This window comes from Streptomyces sp. NPDC050610, assembly GCF_040654875.1.
GTDB lineage: Bacteria > Actinomycetota > Actinomycetes > Streptomycetales > Streptomycetaceae > Streptomyces.
Window position 1 is genome coordinate 290,327 of record NZ_JBFAIV010000006.1, and the last position, 11,173, is coordinate 301,499.

Consider the following 11,173-nt stretch of genomic DNA (forward strand, 5'->3'; position numbering starts at 1 on the left):
GCTGCGGCTACCCGTCAATCCCGCGCGGCAAGCCCGGCGGCCCCGGCCAGCCCGTCCTTGATGGCACGGGTGAACTTCACCACCCGCTCCGCCTGGATACGGGCCGCGGTACGGGCCTCCTCGTCCACGGGCGTGTCCGGGCCGCCGACATGCGAGGTGCCGTACGGATTGCCGTCGGCGAACTTCGTCGGGTCCGTGTAGCCGGGGGCCACGAGGATGCCGCCGAAGTGGTGGACCGTGTTGTAGAGGGCGAGCAGCGTCGATTCCTGGCCGCCGTGCTTCGTGGCGCTGGCGGTGAAGCCGCTGTAGACCTTGTCGGCCAGCTTGCCCTCCTGCCAGAGCCCGCCGAGCGTGTCGATGAACTGCTTGAGCTGCGAGGCGATATTGCCGTAGCGGGTGGGCGAGCCGAAGATCACGGCATCCGCCCAGAGCATGTCGTCGGGGGCGACCTCGGGGATGCCGGCGGTGGCCGCGGCGTTCTCGGCCCACGCCGGATTCGAGTCGATGGCCGCCTGCGGGGCCAGCTCCGCCGCCCGGCGCAGCCGGACCTGGGCGCCCGCCCGCTCGGCGTCGTCCGCGATCTGCCGGGCGAGGGCGGCGACGGTGCCGGTGGCGGAGTAGTAGATGACGGCTACGTTCACGGGAGTGGCCATGCGGTTGCCTCCTGGGGGCCGGCGGCCCTGCGGTGCCTCGGTAGCGCGCGCGTACGCCCGTACCCGATCGGCGACGCGCGCGCTCGTACACGATCGCGACAATACGGGCATGGGCGGGGTTCGGCGCGTCCGCCGCGGGGCCCGAACGCGGCGTGCGCGGGCCCCTCAGCGGTGCCTCCGGCGGGGTGCCCCAGGGGTTCCTCCAGCGGTCCCTCCAGCAGCCCCTCCGGCGACAAGGACTAGCGAGCCGGCTCCGGCGCGAGCGCCGCCCGGTGGGCGGCCACGGCCAGCCGGGTGTCCTCGGCGACCAGCTCGGCGTTGATCTGCACGGCCGCGCCCGCGCCCGCCGCCGCGGCCATGCCGACCTGGGTGGACGGATCGATGACGTTGCCCGCGGCCCACACCCCGGGCACGTCCGTACGGCCGCCCGTTTCCGTCGGCAGATACGTGCCGATCCCGGCGGGGTGCTCCGCGGTCCGCAGCCCCAGCGAGGCGAGGAAACCGGCTCGCGCCGCCATCCGCGGCCCGACCACCAGCGCCTCGCGGGCGACGACCGTCCCGTCGGCCAGCCGCACCCCCGTGAGCCGGTCCTCCGCGACCTCCAGGGCGGCCACCTCGCCGTTCACGACCCTGATGCCGCGGGCGGCCAACTGCTCCGCCTCCTCGTCGGACGGCTCCGGCATGGTGTGGGTGAAGAACGTGATGTCGTCGCTCCACTGCCGGACGAGCAGCACTTGGTGCATCGCCATCGGCCCGCTCGCCAGCACGCCGATCGCCTGGTCGCGGACCTCCCAGCCGTGGCAGTACGGGCAGTGCAGCACGTCCCGGCCCCAGCGTTCGCGCAGCCCCGCCACGTCCGGCAGCTCGTCGACCAGGCCGGTGGCGACCAGCAGCCGGCGCGCTCGGACCGTACGCCCGTCGGCCGTCGTCACCTCGAACCCGTAGGCCGCGTCAGGCCCGCAGGGCCCGTCAGTCCCATCAGTCCCGCCCTCGACGCGCCGCGCGTCCGCGACCTCGCCGGTTATCACCTGCGCGCCGTAGCGGCGGGCGTCTGCCCGGCCGCGCTCCAGCAGCTCGGCCGGCGGGATGCCGTCCAGGGCCAGCAGTCCGTGCACGCCGGCAGCCGGCGCGTTGCGCGGCGCGCCCCCGTCTATCACCAGCACCGAACGCCGGGCCCGGGCCAGCGTCAGCGCCCCGCTCAGGCCGGCGGCGCCGCCGCCGATCACCACTACGTCATAGCCGTCCATCAATTGATCGGTCACCGTGACCACCTCCTTCTCCTTTACGGGGACCATGCGCCCGCGGCCGTTGCGACGGCAAACCCTGTTGCCGTTACCGCAAAGCGGAGGGTGCGCCTCCCTGACCGAGGACGCCTCCCCGGGGAGCGATTTACGGCCGCGTACGGCGCGATCGAGCCTTGTTGGCCGGCGTTTTCGTGCGCGCGGGCATCCGCAAAGCGGTGGGGGCGGGTCCGCGGACCCGCCCCCTTCAGCAACGGCGTGCTCAGCCCCCGGCCCCGCTCACCCCTTGGGCGTGATCACCACAGCCGTGCCGTACGCGCACACCTCCGTGCCCACATCAGCCGCTTCCGTCACATCGAAACGGAACATCAGCACCGCGTTCGCGCCCCGTGCCTTCGCCTGCTCCACCAGCCGGTCCATGGCCTGGTTGCGGGTCTCGACCAGCGTCTTCGTCAGGCCCCGCAGCTCGCCGCCGACCAGCGACTTGAGCCCGGCGCCGATCTGGCTGCCCAGGTGGCGCGAGCGCACCGTCAGCCCGAAGACCTCTCCGATGACCCGCTCCACGTGGTAGCCGGGGACGTCATTCGTGGTCACCACCAGTACGTCGGACTTCTGCTGCTGACCGCCGCCGAATTCCTCGATGCCCATCGCATCCACCTCCTGCCGGACATGCTCGCCGCACGCCGCCGTTCCCGCATCCCCTCCAACGGCCCTTCGCACCGGCCGGATGTCGGCCGGATGCCGGGCGGAGACCGTACGGACCCCAGCCGGAAGCCGTACGGACCCCAGCCGGGTTCCAGCCGGAACCCGGCTGGAACCAAGGCGGCCCGGTGGGCGTTGATAGCTTTGGGCCGCACACTGCACACACCAGTCATGCCCCTTCGCCTGCGGCCGGGCCTCGCACGAGCCTGAGCCCTCGACCCAGGAGCCCTTCACCCGTGATGACTCTCGCGCTCGGCCCTCAGTGGCTGGACCCGGACTTTCTGATCGACAAGGTCGGTCTGATCGGCCTCCTGGTCATCGTCTTCGCCGAGTCCGGCCTGCTCATCGGCTTCTTCCTGCCGGGGGACTCGCTGCTGTTCACCGCCGGGCTGCTGGTGACCACGGGCAAGCTGTCCACCCCGCTGTGGGTGGTCTGCCTGCTCGTCGCCCTCGCGGCGGTCCTCGGCGACCAGGCCGGGTATCTCTTCGGCCGGAAGGTCGGACCGGCGCTGTTCAAGCGACCCGACTCCAAGCTCTTCAAACAGGAGAACGTGGAGAAGGCCCACGAATTCTTCGAGAAGTACGGGCCCAAGTCGCTGGTGCTCGCCCGTTTCGTGCCGATCGTCCGTACCTTCACGCCGATCATCGCGGGCGTGAGCCGGATGAACTACCGCTCGTTCATCACCTTCAACATCATCGGCGGCACGCTGTGGGGCGTGGGCGTGACCCTGCTCGGCGCGGGTCTCGGCGGCATCGAGCTGGTCCACAAGAACATCGAGGCGATGCTCGTCCTCATCGTGCTGATCTCCGTGGTGCCGATCGCGATCGAGTTCCTGCGGGCCCGTTCCAAGTCCAAGAAGGCCGCCGCCGCGGGCGTCGCCAACGCGTCGGCCTCATCGGCGGGGGCGTCGGCCGGCTTCCCGGACGCCCAGCCGCCGGCCGCTCCGCCGTCCACCGGGCGCGGGCGACACGCCAAGCGCTGACGCCCGGCCGGAAGCCGCCGCCCCGCTCCGCCCCCGCTTCACCAGCCGACATCCCCCGCCCCGTACGCCCCTGTCTTACCGTTCCATTGCCCCCCGAGTGAGGAAAACAGGCCGGGGATCAGGCATCGTGTCCCTGACAGCAGTCAGGAGGCGGGCAAGGAGCGAGTGGTGGCGGAACGGCAGCGTGGCGACAGCGGCTCGGAGGCCGAGGCACCCGAGGACCGCAAGCCGCAGTCGGACGAGGCGGGCAGCGCGTTCACGTCGCCGCTCGGCATCCCGATACCGCCGCCGCCCGAGGACGAGCACCCCACCTCCGAGTTCGCCCTCCCCAAGGGCCTCGCCGTCGAGCCGGAACCCGAGCCCGAGGGCTCCGCCTTCACCGCCCCGGCCGGCACCACGCCCAGCGCCAGTACGACCCAGGGCACGCTCTTCCCCGCCTTCACCCCGCCGCACGGCATCCCCATGGTCCAGCTGACCAAGGAGGTCCCCTGGCAGGACCGGATGCGCACCATGCTGCGGATGCCGGTCAGCGAGCGGCCCGTGCCCGAGCGCGTCGACAAGCAGGACGAGTCCGGGCCCGCGATCCCGCGCGTCCTCGACCTCACGCTGCGCATCGGCGAGATCCTGCTCGCGGGCGGCGAGGGCGCCGAGGACGTGGAAGCGGCCATGTTCGGCGTCGCGCACGCCTACGGGCTCGAACGCATCGAGCCCACCGTCACCTTCACGCTGCTGTCGATCTCGTACCAGCCCTCGCTGGTCGACGACCCGCTGACCGCCAGCCGGACCGTGCGCCGGCGCGGCGTGGACTACACCCGGCTCTCCGCCGTCTACCGCCTCGTCGCCGCCATCACCTCGCGCGGGCTCACCCTGGAGGAGGCGTACCGGGGCCTCGCCGAGATACGGCGCAACCGACACCCGTACCCCGGCTGGGCGCTCACCGTCGCCTCCGGGACGCTGGCGGGCGCGGCGAGCATGCTCGTCGGCGGCGACGCCCTCGTCTTCGTCGCGGCGGCCGTCGGCGCGATGCTCGGCGACCGGCTGGCGTGGCTGGCGTCGGGGCGCGGGCTGCCCGAGTTCTACCAGTTCGTGGTCGCGGCCATGCCGCCCGCCGCGATGGGCATGACGCTCAGCATCGCCCACGCCGACGTGCAGGTGTCCGCCGTCATCACCGGTGGGCTCTTCGCGCTGATCCCCGGAAGAGCGCTGGTCGCGGGCGTACAGGACGGGCTGACGGGCTATTACATCACCGCCTCCGCCCGCCTCCTGGAGGTCATGTACCTGATCGTCGGCATCGTCATAGGAGTGCTCACCGTGCTCTACTGCGGGCTTCAGTTCAGCCCGCGGCTCAACCCCGAACAGGCGCTGCGCCAGTACGACGTGCCTGTCGTGCAGATCATCGCGTCGATGCTGCTGGCCCTGTCCTTCTGCGTCCTGCTCCAGCAGGAACGTCACACCGTGCTGTTCGCGACCTTCAACGGCGGCATCGCCTGGATCGTCTTCGGTTCGCTCGCCAACGTCGCCGACCCGAAGCTCAACCCGGTGGCCGCCACCACCATCGCGGCCGGCGTCGTCGGCCTCTTCGGCCAGCTGCTCTCCCGCTACCGCTACGCGTCCGCGCTGCCGTACGTCACCGCGGCCATCGGCCCCCTGCTGCCCGGCAGCGCGACCTACTACGGGCTGCTCAACTTCGCCCGCGGCGACCTGGGCCCCGGCGTCGCCTCACTGATCAAGGCCGCCTCGCTGGCCCTGGCCATCGCCGTCGGCGTGAACCTCGGCGGCGAGGTGGCCCGGCTGTTCCTGCGCGCCCCCGGCGTGGAGGCGGTCGGCGCGGGCCGCCGCGCCGCCAAGCGCACCCGCGGCTTCTGAGCCACTCGCGTTTCAAACCCCGTTCGGGCGCGTACGGGCGTACGGGCTCCCGTATCCGTGCGCTCCGGCGCGTACGGGCCCGGGTGCTCCCGTTCCCGTGCCCCTGCGCGTACGGGCGTACGTACTCCCCGGCGTTTACGGGCGTACGTACCGCCATACGCGCGCGGGGCGCGGCGCTCGTGAAAGCGCCGCGCCCCGCGCGCGTACCGTTGAAAAACCCGCTCAGTGGTGCGAGCCGCCCGCGGCCTCAAGGCGCTTGTAGGACGCCTCGATCTCCGCCTCGGCCTCCGTGCGGCCCACCCAGTCGGCGCCCTCGACGGACTTGCCGGGCTCCAGGTCCTTGTAGACCTCGAAGAAGTGCTGGATCTCCAGGCGGTCGAACTCCGAGACGTGGTGGATGTCACGCAGGTGCTCCACGCGCGGGTCCGACGCCGGGACGCACAGCAGCTTGTCGTCGCCGCCGGCCTCGTCCGTCATCCGGAACATGCCGATGGCGCGGCACTTGATGAGGCAGCCGGGGAACGTCGGCTCGTCGAGGATGACCAGCGCGTCCAGCGGGTCGCCGTCCTCACCGAGCGTGTTCTCCACGAAGCCGTAGTCGGCCGGGTAGCTGGTCGAGGTGAAGAGTCGACGGTCGAGGCGGATGCGACCGGTCTCATGGTCCACCTCGTACTTGTTCCGCGAACCCTTCGGGATCTCGATGGTGACGTCGAACTCCACGGGTGGCTCCTCCATGATCAACACATACGTCTGGTGATTAAGTGTCCCCCACGCAGGTGTGTGGTGGCGAAAGGGGCTGGTCCGAGGTGACCGAGGCCAGATCGTGGCAGATCAGGTGGTGGCAGGACGCCACCAAGGCCCAACGGGCGACATGGCGGTACACGGCCGCGGCCGCTGTGATCGGCCTGTTCGCCGCGGGCGGAGCGGTCGCGCTCGCCGGCCCCTGGGACTCCGGGCAGCGCACGGCCGAACGCGCGCACGCCGCCGCCGGGCCGGCCGCGGGTGGCGAGAATCACTCCAAGCACCCCGCCGGCGCGCCCCCCGTGCTCGCCGGGCTGGGGACGGCCGACGGCACGGAGGCCGTGCCGCCGCCCACCGGCACCGGCCTCGCCGACACCCTCGAACCGCTGCTGAAGGACGACGCGCTGGGCTCGAAGCCGTCGGCCTCCGTCGTGGACGTCGCGACGGGTAAGCAGCTGTTCGGTTCCGGCCAGGGCGACGTGTCCACCCCCGCCTCCACCATCAAGCCCGCCGTCGCCGTCGCCGCCCTCTCCGCGCTCGGCCCCGATCACCGCATCCCGACCACCGTCGTACGCGGCAAGGACGGCATCGTCCTGGTCGGCGGCGGCGACCCGACCCTGACCGCGCACGCCGTGAAGGCCGGACTGGGCAGCCAGACCCCCGCCAGCCTGCGGACGCTGGCCGACGACACGGCCCGTACGCTCAAGGCCCGCGGCACCCGCAAGATCCGGCTCGGCTACGACACCTCGCGCTACTCCGGCCCCGCCCGGCACCCCATAGGACTCAACGAGAACGTCGCCCTCGTCACCTCCCTCATGGCCGACGAAGGCCGGCGGAACGACTCCGACCACGGCCCCGCCGACCGCTTCGCCGACCCCGCCCGCGCCGCCGCCGACACCTTCGCCTCGATGCTCCGCGACCGCGGCATCGCGGTGGACGGCGACCCGTCCGCCGCCAAGGCCGACGCGAAGGCCGAACGGGTCGCCGCCGTCGAGTCCATGCCGCTGTCCGCCCTCGTCGAGCGGGCCCTCACCAACAGCGACAACGACATCGCCGAGGCGCTCGCCCGGCAGACCGCCCTCGCCAAGGGCCGCCCCGCGAGTTTCGCGGGCGCCTCCGAGGCCGTCACCGCGCAGCTGCGCACCCTCGGACTGCCGCTGGACGGCATCCACATCGCCGACGGCAGCGGCCTCGACCGCGACGACCGGGCCTCCCCGGCGCTCCTCGCCCAGGTGCTCGTACGGGCCGCCGACCCGCGCCGCCCGGAGCTGCGCTCCGTCCTGTCCGGCCTGCCCATCGCCGGATTCAGCGGCACCCTGCGCGACCGCTACGACCAGGACTCGCCCGGCCGGGGCGTCGTACGGGCCAAGACCGGCACCCTGACCGGCGTGAACACGCTGGCGGGCATGGCCGTGGACGCCGACGGACGGCTCATGGCCTTCGCCTTCATGACCCGCGGCGCGTCCTCCGGGAACGCCGCCCAGCACTCCCTGGACCGGCTCGCGTCGGCGGTGGCCAACTGCGGCTGCCGGTGACCTCGGCGGGTGGCCGGGCGGGCGCGTACTGACGGTCCGGCGCGGGCCGTACCGACGACCCGTACCGAAGCGACCGCCCGGCGCGGACCAGCCGCTACGAGGCCCGATGCGGCCCGCCCCGATGGGTCCGTGCCACCCCGTGCCACCCTCCTGATGAGGCCCACGCCGCCCTCCCCGCGAGGCCCATGCGACCCGTCCCGACGAGGCCCACGCAGCCCGTCCCGGTGGGGTCCGTGCGGCCCGCCCCGATGTGGCCCGGTGGGGCGAACGCACCCATTCGCTGTCCCACCGCCGGACGGCCACGTACGGTGAAGTCATGACGAGCATCGGTGGTGCGGAGATGGTCGACTGGAATCTCGCGGTGGCGACCGCGACCCGGCTGGTGAGGCCGGGGCCCGAGGTGAGCCGCGACGAGGCGCGGGCCATCGTCGCCGAGCTGCGCAGGCACGCCAAGTCCTCCGAGGAGCACGTCCGGGCGTTCACCCGGATGGTTCCGGCGGGCGACGACGGGGCCGACACCCCGGTCCTCGTCGTGGACCGGGCGGGCTGGATCAGGGCCAACGTCGCCGGGTTCCGCGCGGTGCTGAAGCCGCTGCTGGAGAAGATGCAGGAGCGCCGCGGCAACGTGCCCGGCGGGGCCGTGCTCGGCGCCGTCGGCGGCAAGGTGACCGGCGTGGAGCTGGGCATGCTGCTGTCCTTCCTCGCCTCCCGGGTGCTCGGCCAGTACGAGACCTTCGCGCCGGCCACCCGCGACCTGCCCGGGTCGGTCACGGGCGGCGGGCGGCTGCTGCTCGTCGCGCCGAACATCGTCCACGTCGAGCGGGAGCTGGAGGTGGACCCGCACGACTTCCGGCTCTGGGTCTGCCTGCACGAGGAGACGCACCGCACGCAGTTCACGGCCGTGCCCTGGCTGCGCGACCACATCGAGGGCGAGATCCAGTCGTTCCTCGGCGAGACCGAGGTCGATCCGGCGACGCTCCTGGAGCGCTTCCGCGAGGCCGCCCAGTCGCTGACCGGCAACCGGCCCGACGACGGCGAGGAGAGCGGCGGACGCTCCATCGTGGAGCTGGTCCAGACCCCGGCCCAGCGCGAGATCCTGGCCCGGCTCACCGCGGTGATGTCCCTGCTGGAGGGGCACGCGGACTACGTGATGGACGGCGTCGGGCCGGATGTGGTGCCCTCGGTCGCCGAGATCCGCGAGAAGTTCCAGCGGCGGCGCGCCAGCGGGGCCGGCCGGCTCGACGCGGCGCTGCGCAAACTGCTGGGCCTCGACGCCAAGCTCCGGCAGTACCGGGACGGGGAGCGGTTCGTACGGGCCGTCGTGGACGAGGTCGGAATGGATGGATTCAACCGGGTCTGGACGTCCCCGAACACACTCCCGACCAAGGCGGAGATCGCCAAACCGGCGGACTGGGTCGCGAGGGTGCACCGTAAAGCAGAGTCGTGAATCGGGGACGCCTCCGGCAGGAGAACGCCCCCTGTAATCACCCGTCCGAGGGACCGTGAGCGGTGGGCGGGCGTGCGATGCTCGGGGAGCAGCTCGCTTCTGTCACCATCTACACACTCAGCGTGACTGAGGCTCGAAGCTCATCCGCTCCGAGGCATCTCCAATTGAACGATTGGAAACGGACATGGGTCCCCATCCAGCGGTCGCCGCGATACGCCTGGCGGTCCGCCGCGTACTCCACGACGTCCTCAACGACCTCACCGGTCACCCCGCCCCGCAAGCGTCCCGGACGCCCCGAGCGCCCCTGACGCCACAGGCCCCCGGCTCCGCACCGGCCGGCCCGGCACCGGCCGCCCCCGGCCGCCGACCCCTCGTCCTCGTCGCCTGCTCCGGCGGCGCCGACTCCATGGCACTCGCCTCCGCCCTGGCCTTCGAGGCCCCCAAACTCGGCATCCGGGCCGGCGGCGTCACCGTCGACCACGGCCTCCAGTACGGCTCCGACATCCGCGCCGCCGAGGTCGTCTCCCGCCTCACCGCCATCGGACTGGACCCCGTCGAGTCCGTCACCGTCACCGTCGGCCGGGACGGCGGCCCCGAGGCCGCAGCCCGCGACGCCCGCTACGCCGCGCTGAACGCCGTCGCGGAGCGCCATGGCGCCGCGGCGGTCCTGCTCGGCCACACCCGCGACGACCAGGCCGAGACGGTCCTCCTCGGCCTCGCCCGCGGCTCCGGGACCCGCTCGCTGTCCGGCATGGCCGTGGCCTCCGGCGACGGCCGCCGCTACCGCCGCCCCTTCCTGAGCCTGGACCGCCAGACGGCCCGCCGCGCCTGCCTGGTCCAGGCGCTGCCCGTATGGGACGACCCGCAGAACGCGGACCCGGCCTTCACCCGCTCCCGGGTCCGGCACGAAGCGCTGCCGGTCCTGGAGAAAGCGCTCGGCAAGGGCGTCGTCGAGGCGCTGGCCCGCACCGCCCAGCTCTCCCGCGACGACGCGGACGCGCTGGACGGCTGGGCCGCCGACGCCGAGGAGTCCGTACGGACCGAGGGCGGCGACCTCGACACCTCCCGGCTCTACTGCCTGCCGGCCGCCGTGCGCCGCCGGGTGCTGCGCCGCGCGGCCATCTCGGCGGGCTCCCCGGCGGGCTCGCTCTTCGCCCGGCACATCGAGGAAGTCGACCGGCTGATCACCGGATGGCGGGGTCAGGGGGCCATCAACCTCCCCGGCCGCGTCGTGGTCCGCAGGCAGGGTGGCAGACTGGTTATCCGGCAGGGCTGATTCGCGGGTGCGCGAACGGGCCTCGGCAAGCCGGACGAGCCTGAATCGAACGAGAGTGGCGCGGGTGGACGACAAGGACATGGGCACCGACCTCAAGTCGGTGCTCATCACCAAAGAAGAGATCGACGCGAAGCTGGCTGAGCTGGCCGCGAAGATCGACGCGGAGTACGCGGGCAGGGACGTGCTGATCGTCGGCGTGCTCAAGGGCGCCGTCATGGTCATGGCGGACCTCGCGCGTACGCTGTCCACCCCCATCACGATGGACTGGATGGCGGTGTCCTCGTACGGCGCGGGCACCCAGTCCTCGGGTGTCGTGCGAATCCTCAAGGACCTCGACACCGACATCAAGGGCAAGCACGTTCTGATCGTCGAGGACATCATCGACTCCGGCCTGACGCTGTCCTGGCTGCTGTCGAACCTCGGCTCGCGCGAGCCGGCGTCGCTGAACGTCGTCACTCTGCTGCGCAAGCCGGAGGCGGCCAAGGTCGCCATCGACGTGAAGTGGGTGGGCTTCGACATCCCCAACGAGTTCGTGGTCGGATACGGCCTCGACTTCGACGAGAAGTACCGCAACCTGCCGTTCGTCGGCACGCTCGCGCCGCACGTCTACGGCGGCTGAGCACCCCCTGCCGGACCGCTCCGGCGCGCGCGGGAACGCATCGCGGCATCCCGCCGTTGGAGCATGGGAAGGCGGGTTTGTTGACTGGCTGAGGCGGCGTCGGGTGACAA

10 protein-coding genes are annotated in these 11,173 nt (G+C 72.4%); 6 read left to right on the plus strand and 4 right to left on the minus strand.

Going from position 1 to position 11,173, the window contains the following annotated elements:
• Positions 1-14: 14 nt before the first annotated feature.
• From wrbA to AB0I22_RS10700, 3 genes are all read right to left on the minus strand, one after another.
• A complete protein-coding gene (wrbA, locus tag AB0I22_RS10690; protein ID WP_363130335.1) occupies positions 15-653 on the minus strand; it encodes an NAD(P)H:quinone oxidoreductase in 639 nt (212 codons plus the stop codon).
• 239 nt (positions 654-892) lie between these two features.
• The gene (locus AB0I22_RS10695; RefSeq protein ID WP_363130337.1) at positions 893-1,948 is read right to left on the minus strand and encodes an NAD(P)/FAD-dependent oxidoreductase; all 1,056 of its coding nucleotides are present in this window, start codon (positions 1,946-1,948) and stop codon (positions 893-895) included.
• Between the two features lie 225 nt (positions 1,949-2,173).
• Positions 2,174-2,542 (minus strand): YbjQ family protein, encoded by a 369-nt coding sequence (locus AB0I22_RS10700; protein WP_363130338.1) that lies wholly within the window; start codon positions 2,540-2,542, stop codon positions 2,174-2,176.
• Positions 2,543-2,832: 290 nt separating this feature from the next.
• Between AB0I22_RS10700 and AB0I22_RS10705 the strand changes: the two genes are divergently transcribed.
• Positions 2,833-3,579 (plus strand): VTT domain-containing protein, encoded by a 747-nt coding sequence (locus AB0I22_RS10705; protein ID WP_363130339.1) that lies wholly within the window; start codon positions 2,833-2,835, stop codon positions 3,577-3,579.
• Between the two features lie 165 nt (positions 3,580-3,744).
• The gene (locus tag AB0I22_RS10710) at positions 3,745-5,445 is read left to right on the plus strand and encodes a threonine/serine exporter family protein (protein ID WP_363130340.1); all 1,701 of its coding nucleotides are present in this window, start codon (positions 3,745-3,747) and stop codon (positions 5,443-5,445) included.
• 222 nt (positions 5,446-5,667) lie between these two features.
• Here the strand turns inward: AB0I22_RS10710 and AB0I22_RS10715 are convergent, their stop codons facing one another.
• The gene (locus AB0I22_RS10715) at positions 5,668-6,165 is read right to left on the minus strand and encodes an inorganic diphosphatase (protein WP_363130391.1); all 498 of its coding nucleotides are present in this window, start codon (positions 6,163-6,165) and stop codon (positions 5,668-5,670) included.
• A gap of 86 nt (positions 6,166-6,251) precedes the next feature.
• Here AB0I22_RS10715 and dacB point away from each other — a divergent pair, with 86 nt between their 5' ends.
• The 4 genes from dacB (at position 6,252) to hpt (ending at position 11,063) form a co-directional block, all read left to right on the plus strand.
• Positions 6,252-7,721 (plus strand): D-alanyl-D-alanine carboxypeptidase/D-alanyl-D-alanine-endopeptidase, encoded by a 1,470-nt coding sequence (dacB, locus tag AB0I22_RS10720; protein ID WP_363130341.1) that lies wholly within the window; start codon positions 6,252-6,254, stop codon positions 7,719-7,721.
• 316 nt (positions 7,722-8,037) lie between these two features.
• Entirely contained in the window at positions 8,038-9,168 is a 1,131-nt protein-coding gene (locus tag AB0I22_RS10725; protein ID WP_363130342.1) for a zinc-dependent metalloprotease, read from the plus strand.
• A gap of 184 nt (positions 9,169-9,352) precedes the next feature.
• Positions 9,353-10,444 carry a tRNA lysidine(34) synthetase TilS gene (tilS, locus tag AB0I22_RS10730; RefSeq protein ID WP_363130343.1) on the plus strand — a complete coding sequence of 364 codons (1,092 nt, stop codon included), beginning with the start codon at positions 9,353-9,355 and terminating at the stop codon, positions 10,442-10,444.
• A gap of 79 nt (positions 10,445-10,523) precedes the next feature.
• Positions 10,524-11,063 (plus strand): hypoxanthine phosphoribosyltransferase, encoded by a 540-nt coding sequence (hpt, locus tag AB0I22_RS10735; RefSeq protein WP_363130392.1) that lies wholly within the window; start codon positions 10,524-10,526, stop codon positions 11,061-11,063.
• The last annotated feature ends 110 nt before the right edge of the window (positions 11,064-11,173 follow it).

Bases quoted from the DNA above. Each gene is read 5' to 3' on its own strand.
- AB0I22_RS10725 (WP_363130342.1), top strand. From the start codon at position 8,038: ATGACGAGCATCGGTGGTGCGGAGATGGTCGACTGGAATCTCGCGGTG.
- AB0I22_RS10695 (WP_363130337.1), bottom strand. From the start codon at position 1,948: ATGGTCCCCGTAAAGGAGAAGGAGGTGGTCACGGTGACCGATCAATTG.
- wrbA (WP_363130335.1), bottom strand. From the start codon at position 653: ATGGCCACTCCCGTGAACGTAGCCGTCATCTACTACTCCGCCACCGGC.
- hpt (WP_363130392.1), top strand. From the start codon at position 10,524: ATGGGCACCGACCTCAAGTCGGTGCTCATCACCAAAGAAGAGATCGAC.
- AB0I22_RS10700 (WP_363130338.1), bottom strand. From the start codon at position 2,542: ATGGGCATCGAGGAATTCGGCGGCGGTCAGCAGCAGAAGTCCGACGTA.
- tilS (WP_363130343.1), top strand. From the start codon at position 9,353: ATGGGTCCCCATCCAGCGGTCGCCGCGATACGCCTGGCGGTCCGCCGC.